The sequence below is a fragment of the Bradyrhizobium sp. BR13661 genome, from assembly GCF_029892425.1.
Lineage (GTDB): Bacteria > Pseudomonadota > Alphaproteobacteria > Rhizobiales > Xanthobacteraceae > Bradyrhizobium.
Genome location: NZ_JARXWB010000016.1, coordinates 58,988 through 76,554 on the forward strand (window position 1 = coordinate 58,988; position 17,567 = coordinate 76,554).

16 protein-coding genes are annotated in these 17,567 nt (G+C 63.2%); 7 read left to right on the forward strand and 9 right to left on the reverse strand.

Going from position 1 to position 17,567, the window contains the following annotated elements:
* Positions 1-85 precede the first annotated feature (85 nt).
* The 4 genes from M2427_RS24890 to M2427_RS24905 all read left to right on the forward strand — a co-directional run bounded on the left by M2427_RS24890 (position 86) and on the right by M2427_RS24905 (position 3,238).
* The gene (locus M2427_RS24890; RefSeq protein WP_280709397.1) at positions 86-817 is read left to right on the forward strand and encodes an amino acid ABC transporter permease; all 732 of its coding nucleotides are present in this window, start codon (positions 86-88) and stop codon (positions 815-817) included.
* Between the two features lie 4 nt (positions 818-821).
* Entirely contained in the window at positions 822-1,514 is a 693-nt protein-coding gene (locus M2427_RS24895; RefSeq protein WP_280709398.1) for an ABC transporter permease subunit, read from the forward strand.
* A 12-nt stretch (positions 1,515-1,526) separates the two neighbouring features.
* Complete coding sequence (locus tag M2427_RS24900; RefSeq protein WP_080134881.1) at positions 1,527-2,258, forward strand: amino acid ABC transporter ATP-binding protein; 732 nt, start codon at positions 1,527-1,529, stop codon at positions 2,256-2,258.
* A 119-nt stretch (positions 2,259-2,377) separates the two neighbouring features.
* Positions 2,378-3,238 (forward strand): D-amino-acid transaminase, encoded by an 861-nt coding sequence (locus M2427_RS24905; RefSeq protein ID WP_280709400.1) that lies wholly within the window; start codon positions 2,378-2,380, stop codon positions 3,236-3,238.
* Positions 3,239-3,384: 146 nt separating this feature from the next.
* Here the strand turns inward: M2427_RS24905 and M2427_RS24910 are convergent, their stop codons facing one another.
* The 3 genes from M2427_RS24910 to M2427_RS24920 form a co-directional block, all read right to left on the reverse strand.
* Positions 3,385-3,846, reverse strand: coding sequence for a carboxymuconolactone decarboxylase family protein (locus M2427_RS24910; RefSeq protein WP_280709402.1), 462 nt, complete (start codon positions 3,844-3,846; stop codon positions 3,385-3,387).
* A gap of 27 nt (positions 3,847-3,873) precedes the next feature.
* Positions 3,874-5,505, reverse strand: a complete 1,632-nt coding sequence (locus tag M2427_RS24915; RefSeq protein WP_280709403.1) for an MDR family MFS transporter — start codon at positions 5,503-5,505, stop codon at positions 3,874-3,876.
* A 116-nt stretch (positions 5,506-5,621) separates the two neighbouring features.
* Positions 5,622-6,773: an HlyD family secretion protein gene (locus M2427_RS24920; RefSeq protein WP_280709404.1), complete on the reverse strand. Its 1,152-nt coding sequence runs from the start codon at positions 6,771-6,773 to the stop codon at positions 5,622-5,624.
* A gap of 139 nt (positions 6,774-6,912) precedes the next feature.
* On the opposite strand from M2427_RS24920, the gene M2427_RS24925 reads away from it, so the two are divergent.
* A complete protein-coding gene (locus M2427_RS24925) occupies positions 6,913-7,824 on the forward strand; it encodes a LysR family transcriptional regulator (RefSeq protein ID WP_280709406.1) in 912 nt (303 codons plus the stop codon).
* 19 nt (positions 7,825-7,843) lie between these two features.
* Here M2427_RS24925 and iaaH read toward each other — a convergent pair whose 3' ends face one another.
* Positions 7,844-9,268, reverse strand: coding sequence for an indoleacetamide hydrolase (gene iaaH, locus M2427_RS24930; protein WP_280709408.1), 1,425 nt, complete (start codon positions 9,266-9,268; stop codon positions 7,844-7,846).
* Positions 9,269-9,343: 75 nt separating this feature from the next.
* On the reverse strand, positions 9,344-12,793 hold the full coding sequence (locus tag M2427_RS24935) for an indolepyruvate ferredoxin oxidoreductase family protein (RefSeq protein ID WP_280709410.1): 3,450 nt from the start codon (positions 12,791-12,793) through the stop codon (positions 9,344-9,346).
* Between the two features lie 150 nt (positions 12,794-12,943).
* Here M2427_RS24935 and M2427_RS24940 point away from each other — a divergent pair, with 150 nt between their 5' ends.
* A complete protein-coding gene (locus M2427_RS24940) occupies positions 12,944-13,399 on the forward strand; it encodes an Lrp/AsnC family transcriptional regulator (RefSeq protein ID WP_280709412.1) in 456 nt (151 codons plus the stop codon).
* Positions 13,400-13,420: 21 nt separating this feature from the next.
* On the opposite strand, the gene M2427_RS24945 is transcribed toward M2427_RS24940, so the two are convergent.
* Together M2427_RS24945 and M2427_RS24950 are read right to left on the reverse strand one after the other, a co-directional pair.
* On the reverse strand, positions 13,421-13,924 hold the full coding sequence (locus M2427_RS24945) for a hypothetical protein (RefSeq protein WP_280709413.1): 504 nt from the start codon (positions 13,922-13,924) through the stop codon (positions 13,421-13,423).
* A 55-nt stretch (positions 13,925-13,979) separates the two neighbouring features.
* Positions 13,980-14,387, reverse strand: a complete 408-nt coding sequence (locus M2427_RS24950) for a hypothetical protein (protein ID WP_280709414.1) — start codon at positions 14,385-14,387, stop codon at positions 13,980-13,982.
* Between the two features lie 88 nt (positions 14,388-14,475).
* On the opposite strand from M2427_RS24950, the gene M2427_RS24955 reads away from it, so the two are divergent.
* Positions 14,476-15,396 (forward strand): LysR family transcriptional regulator, encoded by a 921-nt coding sequence (locus tag M2427_RS24955; RefSeq protein WP_280709415.1) that lies wholly within the window; start codon positions 14,476-14,478, stop codon positions 15,394-15,396.
* A gap of 1 nt (position 15,397) precedes the next feature.
* On the opposite strand, the gene M2427_RS24960 is transcribed toward M2427_RS24955, so the two are convergent.
* Together M2427_RS24960 and M2427_RS24965 are read right to left on the reverse strand one after the other, a co-directional pair.
* The gene (locus M2427_RS24960) at positions 15,398-16,183 is read right to left on the reverse strand and encodes a fumarylacetoacetate hydrolase family protein (protein ID WP_280709416.1); all 786 of its coding nucleotides are present in this window, start codon (positions 16,181-16,183) and stop codon (positions 15,398-15,400) included.
* Positions 16,184-16,198: 15 nt separating this feature from the next.
* The gene (locus tag M2427_RS24965; RefSeq protein ID WP_280709417.1) at positions 16,199-17,566 is read right to left on the reverse strand and encodes an LLM class flavin-dependent oxidoreductase; all 1,368 of its coding nucleotides are present in this window, start codon (positions 17,564-17,566) and stop codon (positions 16,199-16,201) included.
* Position 17,567: the final 1 nt, after the last annotated feature.

The following is a 17,567-nucleotide window of genomic DNA, read 5'->3' on the forward strand; positions in this document are numbered from 1 at the left end:
TTGACTCAGGAGTGGCCGGACATTTGCATAGGCGCCCAGAACTTCTTTCGGGCCATTTTATTTGGCGCGTTCGCGCGGGGGACACGTGAACTACCACTGGAACTGGGGAATTTTCTTCGAACCGAACCCGATGGGGACCGGCACCTATCTCGACATGCTGCTGTCGGGTCTGGTGCTGACCCTGAAGACGGCCGTGCTCGCCTGGATCATCGCGCTGATCGTCGGCTCGATCGTCGGCGTCATGCGGACGCTGCCTTCCAAGGCCGCCGGCTGGTTCGGCTTCTGCTGGGTCGAGTTCTTCCGCAACATGCCGCTCTTGGTGCAGCTGTTCCTGTGGTTCTTCGTGCTGCCCGAATTGCTGCCGAAGGCCGCCGGCTTGTGGCTGAAGCAATTGCCGAACGCGCCGTTCTGGACCGCGGCGATCGGTATCGGCTTCTTCATGTCGGCTCGCGTCGCGATCCAATTGCAGGCCGGCATCTCGTCGCTGCCGCGCGGACAGAAGATGGCCGCGACCGCGCTCGGGCTCACCACGATGCAGGGCTATCGCTACATCCTTCTGCCGATGGCGTTCCGCATCATCCTGCCGCCGCTGACCTCCGAGTTCCTCAACACCATCAAGAACACCGCGGTCGCCATCACCATCGGCCTGATCGAGCTGACCGGACAGGCGCGCTCGATGCAGGAATTCTCGTTCCAGGTGTTCGAGGCCTTCACGGCCGCGACCATCCTCTATCTCCTCGTCAACGCCGTCGTCGTGACCGCGATGCGCTTCCTCGAGCGCTGGGTTGCGATCCCCGGCTACATCACGGGGAAATAGCGCTATGTTCAGCAATTTCGATTTCGGAGTCATCATCCGCGCGCTGCCCTATCTGTTCTACGAGGGCATGACGTTCACGCTGATGCTGACCGGGCTTGCAGCCCTCGGCGGCCTCGTGTTCGGTACGGCAATCGCCTTGATGCGCCTCTCCGGCTACAAGACGCTCGGGCGCATCGCCGGCGTCTATGTCGACTTCATGCGCTCGCTGCCGCTGGTGCTGGTGATCTTCTGGTTCTACTTCCTGGTGCCTTATATCGGACAGTGGCTGACTGGCGCCTCGCGGCCCATCAGCGTCGGCGCGTTCGCGTCCTCGCTCATCACCTTCATCATGTTCGAGGCGGCGTACTTCTCCGAGATCATGCGCGCCGGCATCCAGTCGATCTCGCGGGGCCAGCCGGCAGCGGCCAACGCGCTCGGCCTGACCTACGCGCAGACGATGCGCTACGTGGTGCTGCCGCAGGCGTTCCGAAACATGCTGCCGGTGCTGATCACACAGACCATTGTGCTGTTCCAGGACACCTCGCTGGTCTACGTGCTGTCGATCACCGATTTCCTCGGTGCTGCCAGCAAGGTCGCGCAACGCGACGGCCGTCTGGTCGAGATGTATCTGTTTGCCGCAATCGTCTACTTCACCGTTTCCTGTATCGCGTCCTTCGGCGTCCGCCGCCTCCAGGCGCGCATCGCCATCATCCGCTAGAGCAAGTCGGTCATGATCGAAATCAGCCACGTCAATAAATGGTACAGCCCGACCTTCCAGGTGCTGACCGACTGCACCACCAGCGTCACCAAGGGCGAGGTCGTGGTGGTCTGCGGCCCCTCGGGCTCGGGCAAGTCGACCCTGATCAAATGCGTCAACGCGCTGGAGCCGTTCCAAAGCGGCGACATCTCGGTGGATGGCACCAAGGTCAACGATCCCAAGACCAATTTGCCGAAGCTGCGCTCGCGCGTCGGCATGGTGTTCCAGCACTTCGAGCTGTTTCCGCACCTGAAGATCATCGACAATCTCTGCCTCGCGCAGGAGAAGGTGCTCGGCCGCGCGCACGACAAATCGGTCACCAAGGGCATGCAGCTCTTGGAGCGCGTCGGCCTGAAGGAACAAGCGCAGAAATTCCCGGCGCAGCTCTCCGGCGGCCAGCAGCAGCGCGTTGCGATTGCGCGCGCGCTCGCGATGGATCCGATCGTGATGCTGTTCGACGAGCCGACCTCGGCGCTCGACCCGGAAATGGTCAGCGAGGTGCTCGACGTCATGGTCGATCTCGCCCGGGAGGGCATGACCATGATGGTCGTGACCCACGAAATGGGTTTTGCCAGAAAGGTTGCCAACCGCGTGATCTTCATGGATCGCGGCGAGATCGTCGAGGATGCCCCGAAGGACGACTTCTTTGGCAAGCCGAGAAGCGACCGCGCGCAGAAATTCCTGTCGAAGATTCTGTCGCATTAGTTCCGCCGTCGCCCGGGTTCGGCGCCTCGCGCCACCCGGTTTGACGAAACGAGGGTGTTCGGCGCCCCCATTTCGCGTATAACGGCGCCAAATCCCCCTTTCCCACCAGGAGACCAGCCTTGGATTCGACCGCCTATGTCAACGGCTCATTCGTCCCGCTCTCGGAGGCAAAAATCTCGGTCCTCGACCGCGGCTTCCTGTTCGCCGACGGCATCTACGAGGTCTCGGCCGTGCTCGGCGGCAAGCTGGTCGACAACGCCTCGCATCTGGCGCGGCTGGAGCGTTCGGTCGGTGAGATCAAACTAAAGCTTCCGGAGACGCTCGAGCGCATCACCGAGATCCAGAAGGAGCTGATTGCCCGCAACAAGATCGACAGCGGCCTCGTCTATCTCCAGGTTACGCGTGGTGCCGACAAGGGGCGCGACTTCGCGTTCCCCAAGGAGGACGTCAAGTCGAGCCTAGTGATGTTCACCTCCGAAAAGGACATCATCAACGCCGCCTCGGCCAAGACCGGCATCAACGTCATCACGGTGCCCGACATCCGCTGGGAGCGCCGCGACATCAAGAGCGTGGCGCTGCTGGCGCAGGTGCTGGCGAAGCAAGCTGCCGCCGAAGCCGGCGCGGGTGAAGCCTGGATGCTTGAAGACGGCTACGTCACCGAAGGCGGCTCGTCGTCAGCCTTCATCCTCACCAAGGACGACGTCATCGTCACCCGCAAGAACTCCAACGCGATCCTGCCAGGCTGCACGCGCAAGGCCGTGGTTGCGCTCGCCGAAGAGCGCCAGCTTCGCGTCGAGGAGAGATCGTTCACGGTCGCCGAAGCGCTTGCCGCGAAGGAGGCTTTCATCACCTCCGCGTCCCAGTTCGTGCAGCCGGTGATCGCAATCGACGGCAACATGATCGGCAACGGCAAGCCCGGCCCGATGGCAACGCGCCTACGCGAGATCTACGTGGAGTTCGCCAAGGCGACGGCGGTTTAGGCCGCACCTACCACTGTCATCGCCCGGCTTGACCGGGCGACCCAGTACTCCGAGACGGTTGTGTTTCTATCGATGGGCCGCGGCGTACTGGATGCCCCGGTCAAGCCGGGGCGTGACAGTTGTGGATGTAGGTACGACGCCGTGGCCTATGCCACCGACGCCTTCACCTTCACCGGATGCACGGCGCGGAATGCGATCGCCAGTCTGTTCCAGGCGTTGATCGCGCCGATCAGCGCGGTCAGGTTCACCGTCTCCGCATCGGAGAACTGGGTGCGAACCTGCTCATAGACATCGTCGGGCGCGTGCGTCTCGGCAATCAGCGTCACCGACTCGGTCCAGGCCAGCGCGGCGCGCTCGCGGTCGGTATAGAGCGGGGATTCGCGCCAGGCGTCGAGCAGGTAGATACGCTGCTCGGTCTCGCCCCGCTTGCGGGCGTCTTCGGTGTGCATGTTGATGCAGAAGGCGCAGCCGTTGATCTGCGAGGCCCGGATCTTGACCAGCTCGATCAGCGACTTCTCGAGTCCGGTGGACTGGATCTGCTCTTCCAGCGCCATCAGCGCCTTCATGGTGTCGGGGGCAGCCTGGTAGAAATTCATGCGGGGCTTCATGGTTGGTCTCCTTGCTTCAAGTTGAGGTTAGTGAGCGCCGCCGGCCGAGGCATGGCCGGCTTTCTTCAGAAAGAGGACGGCAATCAGGGCGACGATCAGCGCCATGCCGAGCAGATAGAAAGTGTCGCTGAAGGCGAGGATGTAGGCCTGCTTCTGCACGATATGTCCGATCGCGACATAGGCACGATGCGTGGCGTCGGCACGGTCGAGCACGCCGTGATTGATGAAATACTGCGTGAGCTGTTCCAGCCGCGTGCGAGTGGCCTGTTCGAACACCGAGACCGACTGCATCAGTACGTTGGAGTGATACTGCTCGCGCTTGGTCAGCACGGTCTGAAGCAGCGCGATGCCGACGGCGCCGCCGAGATTGCGCATCATGTTGAACAGGCCCGAGGCCGAGCCCGCATTCTCCGCTTCGATGCCTGCAGTGGCAACAGCCGACAGCGGCGCCATCACCAGCGCCTGGCCGATGGCACGGACGACATTGGGCCACAGCAGCTGGTCGGCGGCGTAGTCGCTGGTCATGAAGATGTTCATGAAGTTCGAGCCGGCAAACAGAATGAAGCCGATGCCGATGATGATCCGCGCGTCGAACTTCTGCATCAGGCGCGGCACCAGCGGGATCAGCATGAGCTGCGGCAATCCGGTCCAGGCCAGCACCGTGCCGATCTGCTCGGAATTGTAGCCTTGGATGCGCGACAGATATTGCGGCAGGATGAACACCGAGCCGTACAGCGCGACGCCGAGCAGGAAGTTGGCGAGCATGCCGAAGCCGAAATTGCGACGGACCAGCAGGCGCAGGTTCAACAGCGGCTTCTTCACCGTGAGCTCGATGATCAGGAACATTGTCAGCGCAACGACCGCGATCACGCTGAGCTTGACGATGAAGGGTGAGCCGAACCAGTCGTCCTTGTTGCCTTCTTCCAGAACGGTTTGAAGCGCCGACAAGCCAATCGCCATGGTAATGATGCCGGCCCAGTCGCCTTCCGCGAGCAGCGACAGCTTCATCGGCTTGGCGTCGAGCGCATACCAGAGCATGCCGACCATGATCGCGCCAGGCACGACGTTGACGTAGAAGATGTACTGCCAGCCGAAGTTCTCGGTGAGATAGCCGCCGATGGTCGGACCGATCGCCGGTGCGAACGTCGCAGACAACGCGAACAGCGCAAGGCCGACCGGCTGCTTGGCCCGCGGCAGCAGCGTGATGATGAGCGTGAATGCCATCGGGATCAAGACGCCGCCGGTAAAGCCCTGCACGGCGCGCAGCACGATCATCTGCGGCAAATCCTGCGCCAGCGCGCAGGCCGCCGACAGCAACAGGAACAGAACCGCGTTGGTGAGCAGATAGATCCGGATCGAGAACACCTGAGCGAGCCAGCCGGAGAGCGGGATCACGACGATCTCGGCGATCAGGTAGGAGGTCGAGATCCAGCCGCCATCGTCGATGCCGGCGCCGATCGCGCCCTGGATGTCGGCGAGCGAGGCGTTGACGATCTGGATGTTCAGCACCGCCATGAACGCGCCGAGCGTGGCGCCGATCACGGCAATCCAGGTCTTGGTGGATGTCTTGGTAGACATTGTCGGCGCTGCGGGCGCCGAAGCAGGCGCGGGGAGATTGGCGGCGGAATCGGCGTTGATGGTCGGTTGGAGCGTGCTCATGGAAGCCTCGTCTCATTACGGAGACAGGATGCGTTAGGCGGATCGTTTCGATAATCAGGGAAGTCCGGAAAGGATCATCCGGCAGGACTTGATAATCCTGCCGAGCCCTTCCGGCGTCAGCCGCCGTTCGCGCGCAACGAGTTGTCGGCAACGCGCTTGGCGGTCTCGTACTCAGCCACCACGGTCGCCTTGGTGTCGACCGTCGGCACCGCCGACATGCCGGGCCGCAGCAGGCCGGTGAGGCTGTGGTCATCGAGCACGATCTTCACAGGGACACGCTGCACGATCTTGGTGAAGTTGCCCGTAGCATTGTCGGGAGGCAGCAGCGCGAATTCAAGTCCGCTGGCCGGCGACAGGCTGTCGACATGGCCATGCAGCGTGCGATTGCGAAAACTGTCGACGATCAGCTCGACCGGCTGGCCTGCGCGCACATGGGTCAGCTGCGTCTCCTTGAAGTTCGCGACCACATAGACTGCATCGAGCGGAACCACCGCCATCAGTTGCGTGCCGGCCTGCACGTACTGTCCGACGCGCAAAGACCGGGCGCCGACCGTGCCGTCAACGGGCGCGGTGATCTCGGTATAGGACAGGTTCAGCTCCGCCTGATCCGCGACCGCGCGGGCGTGATCGAGCTGTGCGGTCGCCTGCGCGCGCTGCGTGGTCAGCACGTCGACCTTGCGCTGCGCGGCGACGAGGCCCGACTTGGCGTGCTGCAATTGCGCGTTGCTGGCGCGGAGTGCCGCATCGGTCTGCTGCGCGCGCTGGATCGTGCCGGAGCCCGACTTCATGAGGTCGTCATAGCGGGCGCGCTCTTCCTGCGCGAACTTCAAATTCGCATCAGCGGCCGTGACGTCAGCGGTGCTCTGTTCGATGATCGGTTGTTGCAGCTCGAGCTGGGCATCGAGATTGCGGACCGAAGCTTCGGCGGCGGCGACGTCGGCGTGGGCCTGGCCGAGCGCGGCCTTGAAGTCGCGGTCGTCGATCCTCGCCAGCACCTGCCCGGCCTTGACCCGCTCGTTGTCGCCGACCAGCACCTTCGCGATGTAGCCGGAAACTTTTGGCGCGATGATCGTGGAGTCCGCCTTCACATAGGCGTCATCGGTCGATTCCAGGTACCGGCCGGTCGTCAGGTAATCGTAGCCAAAGTCGCCGGCAACAGCGACGCCGAGGGCCAGCGCCAGCCCGAGGGCTGCCCGCTTGATCGCCTTCCGGGACGGTTTCAGGATAATTTTACCAGTTTTTTCAATAGTATAAGCGGCATTCGACATGACATCCTCCGGATTCCCTGGGCGTCCCGTTCCGAAGGGGCGCTGCTGTCTGCGCGGAAGATGCGCTGTCCCGGCGCCTGTGATAATCCGCCAAAAAGCAAATTGATTGTCCACCCACGCTGCATAATCCGAGGCGCTCATGGACCGGCTGACCAGTCTGACCGCTTTCGTCCGGGTCGTTGATACCGGCGGGTTCTCCGCCGCAGCGCGCAAGCTCAACATGTCCACGACCATGGTGAGCAATCACATCCAGGCGCTGGAGGAGCGGCTCGGTGCGCGGCTGCTCAATCGCACCACGCGCAAGGTCAGCGTCACCGAGATCGGCAAGGCCTATTATGACCGCTGTACCCAGATCCTCGCTGACATCGAGCAGGCCGACGACATCGCAGGTGCCTTACAGTCAGTGCCGCGGGGCACGCTGCGGATTCACAGCGCCACCCACATGGTGCCGTTCGTCGCAGGCGTCGTGGTCAAAATGCTGTCGACCTATCCGGAGGTGAAGGTCGATCTGCGCATGGGCGAAGCCGATGTCGACTTGATCGAGGAGGGCTATGACGTTGCGCTGCGCATGACACCGCCGCCGGATTCCAGCCTGATCGTCCGCAGCCTCGCCACCTGGCGCCACGTGCTGTGCTGTTCGCATGATTATCTCGAAAAGCATGGTCGCGTGCTGCAGCTCGCCGAGCTCACCGCGCACAATTGCGGCCGCCACCTCAACTATCCCTTTGGCGACGAATGGCGCTTCTTCGATCGCAAAGGCTCGCCCGCCTCGGTGCGCGTTTCAGGCAGCCTCGTCACCAATAGCGGAGAGGCGCTGCGACGGATGGTGTTGGGAGGTGCCGGCATCGGCCTGCTCGCCGGATTTCTGGTGAGCGACGATCTCGATGCCGGGCGGCTGGTGCGCCTGCTGCCGGAATACCGGCCGGTGGAGATGTCGTTGAACGCAGTCTATCCGCACCGCCACCATCTGTCGGCGAAGGTCAGGACTTTCATCGACATGCTGGTGCTCCACAGCGCCGAGCAGCAGAAGCTGATTAATCCTTATTCGTGAGGCCCAGCCGACGGAACCGTCAGCGCGGCGGCGGTATCCGCCCAAACACGTCATCAAGAGCGATGCCAATCGCGAGCAGCCGTTCGTCGCTGCCCGCCGGGCCGTCGAGCTCGAGCCCGATCGGTAACTTGCTGGTCTCGCCCAGCGCGATCGGAATCTGGATGCCGGGAATGCCCGCATTGCTGCCGGGATCGGTGTTCTGGATGAACAGCCCGAAATTTTCGAGACTGCTGGAGTCCGGATTGGACGCGATCGCGACCCGTGGCGTGGTCGGGAAGACGATGGCGTCGAGACGGCTGCTTGCAAACATCTCTGCGTACAGCGCCTGAAGCGCGGGCCGCGCGACATTGATGGCGTGATCGTAAAGCGGCTTTGCATCGACAAAGCTACCGTCGGGCGCCGGCAATTTGCGCGGCAGCACCAGTCCTTCATAGGTACCCTTGACATCCGCGCTCGTGATTTGCGCGACCATCGCCTCGACGGTGACGCCTGTGCCCGTGCGCTTGAGATAGGCGACCATGTCGTCATAGGCCTCATACAACGCGACCGGAAATCCGACCTGGCCGTTGAGCTGTGCCAGTTCCGGCATCTCCATATCGATCACGGTGACGCCTTGCGCCTTCAATCTGACGAGTGCTGCATCGAACGCAGCTTGCGTGTCTGCATCGAGATTCGCCAGCATGCTCTTCACGAGGCCGAGACGGACCTGTCTCAGATCAGCCGCTCCGACCGCATCGCCGTCGGTAATGACGCGATCGAGCAGCGCGACATCAGCCATCGTCGCCGCCATCGGGCCTGCGGTGTCGCGGGTATGCGAGATCGGCGCGATGCCGGCCTGCAGATAGCGGCCGACGGTCGGCCGCAGCGAGGCGCACCCGTTCAGCGCGCCGGGCACGCGCACCGATCCGCCGGTGTCGGTGCCGAGCCCGCCCGCCACGATCCGCGCGCCGATCGCGGCGCCCGTGCCTGAGGACGAGCCGCCGGCAATCAGTGCGTGATTGTAGGCGTTGCGTACGCCGTATTCGGTGCCGGTCTTGAACGCGGTGTTGTAGCCGGAGATGCCGAACGCAAGCTCGTGCATGTTGGTCTTGCCGATGATGACGGCGCCCGCGGCCCGCAGTTTTGCCACCACAGGTGCATCAGTGCTCGGAATGAAGGTCTTCAACCCCGGCGTTCCAGCCGTGCAGGGCAGCCCCGCGACCTCGATATTGTCCTTGATGACGATGGGAACGCCGCCGAGCGGTTTGCTGCCTGCGCCTGTGCCCTGCGTATCGAACGCGACGGCGGCCTTCAGCGCGCCTTCCTCGTCCAGGGTGACGAAGGCGTTGAGGTCAGCTTTGGCCTTGGCCCGGGCAAGCGCTTCGGAGGTGAGCGCGTGGCTTGTGATTTTTCCGGCTGCGAGCTCGGCTGCGGCCTGGGTCAAGGTCAACTGATCGAAATCCATGATACGCCACCCGATTGCAGGGCTCCATGAGGGAGCCTCTTCAATCCGCAAGGCTGAAGCCTTGGCGGCGTCGCGTCAACCGGTGGCGCGCATCTTTGCCGGCGAAGATGCGGCGAGACCCGCGAGCAGCTGCTCGACCTCGGGCTTCACCTTCGCGATTGCCGCATCCTTTACCGGTCCGTAGCCACGGATGTCCATCGGCGCCCTGGCGATGGAGAGGAGATCGGGCAGATGCGCTGCGTCGAGCTTGCCCAGCATTTGCGCGATGATGCCCTCGTACCAGGCAATCAGCTCTCGCTCGGCGCGGCGCTCCGCGGTGTAGCCGAACGGATCGAACCGCGTTCCGCGCAGCACCTTCAGCCGTGCCAGCGCTGCGAGTGGCGTCTGGATCCACTGGCCAAAGGCGCGCTTGCGTGGACGGCCACGGGCGTCTTGGCCGGACGGCAGGAACGGCGGTGCGAGATGATACTGGACGCTGAACCCGTCCTCGAATTCGCGCTTCAATTCGTCGAGGAAGCCGCCCTGCATGTGCAGGCGTGCCACCTCGTATTCGTCTTTGTAGGCCATCAGCTTGAACAGGGAGCGGGCAACGGACTCGGTGAGCGCTTCGCTGTTAAGGGCGGCCTCAGCATCCCGGACTTTTGCCACGAGCGCCCGGTAGCGCGCCGCGTAGGCTTCGTCCTGGTAGGCGGTGAGAAAATCCGCGCGCCGGGCGATGATCTGATCAAGCGTCTCGGCTTTCGGCGCCTCGTCGACCTTCGGCACAAAGTCGGGATCCGCGGCGACAATCCGGCCCCATGCAAAGGCCTGCTTGTTGCGCTCGACTGCAACACCGTTCAGCTCGATCGCGCGCAGCAGGGCCGATAGCGAGACCGGCACCAAGCCACGCTGCCAGGCAAAGCCGAGCATGATGATGTTGGCATAGACGCCGTCGCCGAGCAGCCGTTCGGCCAGCGCGTTCGCATCGAGCGTGTCGAGATTGTCGTTGCCGACGACCTGCCGGATCGCACGCAGGCGCGCGGGGGAGGCGAGATCGGCGTCGCGAAAGCGAACGACGTCGCCGGTCGGCATCTCCGCGGTGTTCACAGCGGCGCGTGTACCCCGGCGATAGGTGCCGGATGCTTTCGGCGAGGAACTGACGACGAGGTCGCATCCGATCAGTGCATCGGCCGCGCCCTGGTCGATGCGGACCTGGTGCAGCGCCTCGGGTGAAGCGGCAAGCCGGACGAAGCTCAGCACGGGTCCGAATTTCTGTGCAAAGCCGGTAAAGTCCAGCACCGAGACGCCGCGTCGTTCCAGATGCGCCGCCATGCCGATCAGCGCGCCGACGGTGATCACACCCGTGCCGCCGACGCCGGTCACCAGCAAATCATAGGGACGATCGAGTGTTGGAGGGGGCGGGAGAGAAAGCGTTGCGGCGCGGCCGATCGCGTCGATCTGGCTCGCGCTCTTCTTGCGGCGCGTCCCACCTTCGACCGTGACAAAGCTCGGGCAGAAGCCGTTGAGGCAGGAAAAGTCCTTGTTGCAAGCGGACAGATTGATCTGGCGCTTGCGGCCGAACGGCGTCTCTTTCGGCTCGACGCTGAGGCAATTGGATTCGACCGAGCAATCGCCGCAGCCTTCGCAAACGAGGTCGTTGATGTAGGCAAAGCGTTTTGGGTCGGCCATCTGCCCGCGCTTGCGCCGGCGCCGCTTCTCGGTGGCGCAAGTCTGCTGGTAGATCAGCACGGAGACGCCGGAGACATCGCGCAGCTCACGCTGCACGGCGTCCATATCCTCGCGCGGATGGATGGTCACGCCACCGGGCAGGTCCGCAGGAGAAAACTGGGTGTGATCATCCGACACCAGCGCGATGCGCGTCACGCCCTCGGCGCGGACGCTGTGGGCGATCGCATGCACGCTGACGGGGCCGTCGACCGGCTGGCCGCCGGTCATGGCGACGGCGTCGTTGAACAGGATCTTGTAGGTGATGTTGGCCTTGGCGGCGATCGCCTGCCGGATCGCCATCGAGCCGGAGTGATAATAGGTGCCTTCGCCGAGATTCTGGAACACGTGTTTGTGGCCGGTAAATCGTGACGATGCGGCCCAGTTCACGCCCTCACCGCCCATCTGGATCAGCGAGGAGGTCTCGCGGTCCATCCAGCTCGCCATGAAATGGCAGCCGATGCCGGCCAGCGCCTTCGATCCTTCCGGCACCTTCGTCGAGGTGTTGTGCGGGCAGCCCGAGCAGAAATAGGGCGTGCGAGTTGCGCCCGCGACGTTGATGGTCCGTTCGGCCTCCGGCAACAGGGCAGCGGCGCGCGCGGCGAGATTGAGGCCCGGAAACATCGGATCGAGCCGCTTCGCCAGCACAGAGGCCAGCGCGCGCGGTGACAATTCGCCGATCCACGAGATCAAGCGTGCCCCTCGCTCATCGTGTTTGCCAACCATCCGCTCGGGCTTGCTGCCTGGATAGTCGTAAAAATATTCCTTGAACTGGCTCTCGATGATGCCGCGTTTTTCCTCGACCACGAGGATCTCGCGCTTGCCCTTCACGAAGTCCATGGCGTCATGCAGCGCCAGCGGCCAGACCATGCCGACCTTGTAAATATCGATGCCGATGCTGCGGCAGGCGGCCTCATCGAGGCCCATCAGCCGCAGCGCTTCCATCAGATCGAGATGCGCCTTGCCGGTCGTGACGATGCCATAGGTGGCATTGGGGATGTCGTAGATGTGGCGATCGATCGGATTGGCTTTCGCGAAGGCGTAGACGGCGTGCTTCTTCGCCTCCAGCCGTTCCTCGATCTGCGGTCCCGGCAGATCGGGCCAGCGATAGTGTAGCCCACCCGGCGGCGGCATGAAGTCGGGTTTGCGGAAGATGCGCGGGGGGCGCAGGGCGACGGATGCGCTCGATTCGACGATCTCGGATATCGCCTTGAAGCCGATCCACATGCCGGAGAAGCGGCTCAGCGCGTAGCCATATTCGCCGAACGCCAGATATTCGTCGACACTTGCCGGATGCAGCGTCGGCATGAACCAGCTCATGAACGCGACGTCAGACTGGTGCGGCATCGACGAGGACACGCAGCCATGGTCGTCGCCAGCGACCACCAGCACGCCGCCATGCGGCGAGGAGCCGTAGGCGTTGCCGTGCTTGAGAGCATCGCCGGAGCGATCGACGCCAGGGCCCTTGCCGTACCACAGCCCGAACACGCCATCGACCTCGCGCTCGGCTTGCGTCTCGACCTGTTGCGAGCCGAGCACCGCGGTGGCCGCGAGGTCTTCATTGACGGCGGGGAGGAATTCGATGCGGTCTTTCTTGAGCCGCTCCTGGATGCGCCAAAGCTCCAGGTCGACACCGCCGAGCGGCGAGCCGCGATAGCCGGAGATGAAGCCGGCGGTGTTGAGCCCCGCGGCTCGGTCGCGCCTGATCTGGTCGAGCGCGATGCGGACGATCGCTTGCGTGCCCGTGAGGAAGACGCGGCCCTCCTCGCGCGCGTAGCGGTCGGAGAGTTCGTAAGCGTCGAGTGACGAAATGGCGTCCATGCGGACCTCGCGCGGCATCCTGCCGATAAGAGAGGTTAAGCCGGGGCCTATGGTAGGTCTTACCTATTTATCCCGTTGTGATGCGCATCACGGTAATATTTTACAAAAATCGATGAATTTTGGTAGAAGTCATCGATTTGAGGGCTCTTGATGACTGAAGACCAGGACGCGCGGATTCTCGCTTATCTCCAGAAGGACGGCCGCGCCACCAACCAGCAGCTTGCTGACGAGGTCGGCATGTCGACCTCGGCCTGCTGGCGCCGGGTGCGTACGCTGGAAGAAAGTGGCGTCATTCGCGGTTATGCGGCACTGGTCGCGCGCGAGCAGGCGGGTTTTGCCATGTCGGCCATCCTCCACGTCTCGCTCGAGCGGCACGACGCCAAATTCGTCGACGAATTCGTATCGCGGGTCACGAAGCGTCGCGAGGTGCTGGAGTGTTTTGCGACCACCGGCGACGCGGACTATCACTTGCGGGTCGTTGTGCAAGACATGGTCGCCTACAACCGCTTCCTCGACGAATTCATGTTCCGCATCCCCGGCATCCGCTACGTCCGCAGCAACGTGGTGTTGAAGGAGATCAAGACGAGCGTGGCGCTGCCGTTTTGAGCCACGGGAGGTGCCGTTGCGTCACGATTTCTGTGCTTTCGATCCGGGCCTCAGCAGAAGCATGAAGGCCACAGCGTGCCCGACGAGCAGCAAAGGCACGTAAAGGGCCGGGATATAAATGCCGGCGCCGAACAGGCCGGGATTCTGAATCTTCGTCGCGCCCACGTAATACGCATTCAGAAGATCGAGCGTTCCCCAGATGTTGAAGATCCAGACGATCGGAATGGCGATCGGCGATTCCCAGGAGAGCGCTGCCATCGAGATGAGCGCGAGAGTGGCGGCGATCAGATCTCCCCATCCGACTTGGCTGGCGAAGTCCGGGTTCAACTCGGGGGAGACGAACCCGGCAACCATGAAGTTCATGCCAAGGAAACGGAACGCATGGAAGGCTGCAAGAAGTCTCAAGGCGTCATGGCGCGGCATTGCACGGACAAAGGGCCAAATATAGACGGAGGCCACCACCGCACTTGTCAGCAAGGCGCCTGCGACACTGAGGACGAACGGAAGATTGAATCCCTGTGGCACGTTCGGATGTCCTTGCAATGGTTCGCCGGGTGGGATCGGGGAAGACTGTGGCCGCTCAGGGTTTCGCCATGAGCAGGCGGAGCGGCATGAGCGGGCCGACGGCGATATATTCGTGGTCGATGAGGTCCTGCCTCGCGAGCGGAAGCGCATCCATGGTGGCATGAGCCTCGGCGACATCCTTTGAATCCAGCAAGAAGACGGCGCCTCGCCCATCGGACCGCGAATACCATTCACGAACCTTGCCGGTGAGATAGAGCTGAACGGTCTGCCTGATTTCATCAGGCATGATGGCCATGATTTGCTCGCGTGTGACGCCCGCCTTGGCGGTCAGGATGACCATGACCCCGGTGGTTACGGCCGAGGGCGCTTGTGTTTGGGCTTGGACGGCGGATGGCTCGGTCATGGCGGTAACACCTGTCAATGTGAGGGCGAGTATCAGAATGGCGCTGCGGATTGCCTTCATCGGTTTCGCTTCTCCGGTGCGTCTCATTTGCAATCCGGATTTAGGGCGTCTAGCCGTGAGCGACTATCCACGATAATATTGACGGGCTATGAAGCAGAACTTCACAGTCAGGCAGGGCGCGCTCGACGGCGTCGAGGCGTTCCTCAGCGTCGCCCAGCACCGCAGCTTTCGTCGGGCGGCTGCCGAACTCGCCGTGACGCCGTCGGCGATTAGTCAGGCCGTGCGGGCGCTCGAGGCGCGCGTCGGCGCTGCGCTCTTCATCCGCACGACCCGTAGTGTTGGCCTGACGGAGGCAGGCGAACGATTTTTCGAGCGCGCCAGGCCGGCCTTCGAGGAACTCGTTGCTGCAAGCGGAGCAGCGCGTGAGCTCGGCCAGCGGCCGGCGGGGCTGCTGCGTCTCACCGTGCCGCGCTCGGTCGTGCCGATCCTGCTCGAGCCGCTCATCGCCTCGTTCTGCGAGGCCTATCCCGAAATCGAGGTCGAACTCGCCGCTAGTGAAGAGATGGTCGACCTCGCGGCCGGAGGCTTCGATGCCGGCATCAGGATGGGCCAGTTCATCGCCCCCGACATGATTGCGGTGCGGCTGACCAAGCCGCTCCCGCTCATTGTCGTCGGCAGCCCCGCCTACCTCGCCCGTGCCGGCCAACCCGCGCGTCCGGACGATCTGCGCACGCATGCTTGCCTGAGATTGCGACGGTCAAACGGAGCGCTCGCACCTTGGTCGCTCATCGACAATGGCCGCCCTGTCGAGATCGCAGTGTCGGGACCGTTCATCGCCCACGATTTTCCCACGATGCTCGGTGCCGCGATCGAGGGCGTGGGTCTTGCGCAAGTGCCTGCACCACTGGCCACCGGCGCCATCGCGGCAGGAAAACTCGCTAGTGTGCTGGAGCCATTCGCGCCGATGACACCCGGCGTGTTCCTGTACTATCCGGGCCATCGGCAAATCATGCCGAAGCTGCGCGCCTTCATCGATCATGTGAAGATCCGGTCGGTCGGCTCAAGCTGATCTACTGCCCCTCCCGCACGAACCTGTTGCGCAACGTCCCCACGCCGGTGATCTCGATCTCCACGACGTCGCCATGCTTGATGTCGGGCGAGGCGCCGTCCGTGCCCATCCAGATCACGTCACCGGGCCAGAGCGTAAAATACTTCGTCAGCTCGACCAGGAACGGCACCACGCCAAAGATCATGTCGCCGGTCGCGAAGCGGTTGGTCTCCTTGCCGTTGACCCGGACGATCGTCTCCATCCTGGCGAGATCGGCCTCGGTCTCGATCCACGGTCCCATCGGCTTGAACGTATCGGCGTTCTTCGAGCGCCACAGGCTGCGATCGGCCTTCTGCCAGCTGCGTTCGCTGACATCGTTGCCGATGGTGTAGCCGAACACGCAATCCAGCGCGTTCGCTTCGGTCAGATGCTTCACCTTCTTGCCGATGACGACGGCAAGCTCGCCCTCGTAATGGATCTTCTCGGTCGCGAAGGACGGGATCACGACATCCTCACCATGCGCGATCAGCGCGTTCTGCGCGCGATAGCCGATCTCGGGTCGATCAGGCACGGCCGGCACGGTGCCGGCCTTGTCGGCGGCTTCCTTCAGATGCTTGAGGTAATTCAGGCCGACGCAATAGAAGGTGCGCGGAATCAACGGCAGCTCGATCTTGACCTGCGAAAGTGGATGCCTGTGCGAGGTGCGCTGCCATTGGCCGAAGGGATCGCCATCGACCGCGATCACCTGGTCGCCTTCGATGATCCCCCAGGAGGTTTTGCCGGAGGCGGTAAATTTCAGCCAGCGCATGTCGTGTCCCCGTTGTTATTCCGCGGCATCGCGCGGCTGCACTTTCCAGTCGCCGGCGGCCGGCCGCTTTAAGCCCAGATTTTCGCGCAGCGTCTTGCCGCGATACTCCCTTTGGAACAGACCGCGCCGCTGCAATTCCGGCACGACATGTTGCACGAAGTCTGCGTAGGAGCCGGGCACGTAAGTGGCTGCGATGACAAAGCCGTCGCAGCCGCGCTCGACGAACATTTCCTCCAGCTTGTCCGCGATCTCCTTGGGGCCGCCGACCATGGCGTCATGCACGTGGCCGCGGCCGGAGAAGGTGACGAAGTCGCGCGCAGTCGGATTGCTCTTGCCGGATGTCTTCAGCACGCCGTCGCGAATGCCCAAGATACCCTGCATGCTTTTGAGTTCCTCCGTCGTCAGCGGCTCGTCGAGACCCTTGGAGGCGAAATCGTAATTGAGCGCCTCGGCGAGGAGTGACAGCGCGTCGATCTCCAGCGGCAGCTTGTTGATCAGCGCCATCTTGTCCTCGGCTTCCGCCTTGGTCGCGGCACAGACCGGCGTCGTCAGATTGCAGAGGAACATCTGTTCCGGATCGCGGCCGGCCTTCGCGGCCTCGTTGCGCACGGACGCATAGCCGTCCTTGGCGCCTTGAAGATTGCGCGCGGCGGTGAAGATCACTTCGCCCCAGCGACCGGCAAAGCGCTGGCCGCGGCCGGACGCGCCGGCCTGGATGATGACAGGATGCCCCTGATCCGAGCGCGGCACCGTGAACGGCCCGCGCGACTTGAACGACGGCCCCTTGTGATCGAGCCGCTTCACCTTGGCCGGATCGGCAAAGCGGCCGCTTTTTTTGTCCATGATGAGCGCGCCGTCCTCCCAGGTATCCCAGTGGCCGAGCACCACCTCCATGAACTCGTCGGCCTTGTCGTAGCGGGAATCATGTTCGGGATGGGAATCTCGCCCCATGTTGAGCGCTTCGCCGTCATTGAGCGAGGTCACGACATTCCAGCCCGCGCGTCCGCCCGACATCAAGTCGAGCGTGGCAAAGCGGCGCGCCACGTCGAACGGCTCGTAATAGGTGGTCGAGCAGGTTGCCCCTAAGCCAAGCTTGTCGGTGACCATGCCCATCGTGGTCAGCACGATCAGCGGGTCCATCTTCACGCAGCGAATGCCGTATTCGACGGTGTGGGCGTGGTCGTTGCCATAGCGGTCCGGCATCGCCAGGCGATCGTCGAAGAACGCCATGTGGAATTTGCCGGCTTCGAGAATCTTCGCAATTTCCTGGTAGTAGTCCGCCGACATCGAGTCGCTACGCGAGTCCGGATGTCGCCACGAGCTCGGCAGGTTCGTGCAATTCTGCGCCTGAAGGAAGCCGACCAAAACCATCTGCCTGGGCATG

Excerpts from the sequence above, each read along its gene's own strand:
- M2427_RS24895 (WP_280709398.1), top strand. The coding sequence starts at position 822 with ATGTTCAGCAATTTCGATTTCGGAGTCATCATCCGCGCGCTGCCCTAT.
- M2427_RS24900 (WP_080134881.1), top strand. The coding sequence starts at position 1,527 with ATGATCGAAATCAGCCACGTCAATAAATGGTACAGCCCGACCTTCCAG.
- M2427_RS24910 (WP_280709402.1), bottom strand. The coding sequence starts at position 3,846 with ATGAAGCCCCGCATGAATTTCTACCAGGCTGCCCCCGACACCATGAAG.
- M2427_RS24915 (WP_280709403.1), bottom strand. The coding sequence starts at position 5,505 with ATGAGCACGCTCCAACCGACCATCAACGCCGATTCCGCCGCCAATCTC.
- M2427_RS24920 (WP_280709404.1), bottom strand. The coding sequence starts at position 6,773 with ATGTCGAATGCCGCTTATACTATTGAAAAAACTGGTAAAATTATCCTG.
- M2427_RS24925 (WP_280709406.1), top strand. The coding sequence starts at position 6,913 with ATGGACCGGCTGACCAGTCTGACCGCTTTCGTCCGGGTCGTTGATACC.
- iaaH (WP_280709408.1), bottom strand. The coding sequence starts at position 9,268 with ATGGATTTCGATCAGTTGACCTTGACCCAGGCCGCAGCCGAGCTCGCA.
- M2427_RS24935 (WP_280709410.1), bottom strand. The coding sequence starts at position 12,793 with ATGGACGCCATTTCGTCACTCGACGCTTACGAACTCTCCGACCGCTAC.
- M2427_RS24940 (WP_280709412.1), top strand. The coding sequence starts at position 12,944 with ATGACTGAAGACCAGGACGCGCGGATTCTCGCTTATCTCCAGAAGGAC.
- M2427_RS24950 (WP_280709414.1), bottom strand. The coding sequence starts at position 14,387 with ATGAAGGCAATCCGCAGCGCCATTCTGATACTCGCCCTCACATTGACA.
- M2427_RS24955 (WP_280709415.1), top strand. The coding sequence starts at position 14,476 with ATGAAGCAGAACTTCACAGTCAGGCAGGGCGCGCTCGACGGCGTCGAG.
- M2427_RS24960 (WP_280709416.1), bottom strand. The coding sequence starts at position 16,183 with ATGCGCTGGCTGAAATTTACCGCCTCCGGCAAAACCTCCTGGGGGATC.
- M2427_RS24965 (WP_280709417.1), bottom strand. The coding sequence starts at position 17,566 with ATGCCCAGGCAGATGGTTTTGGTCGGCTTCCTTCAGGCGCAGAATTGC.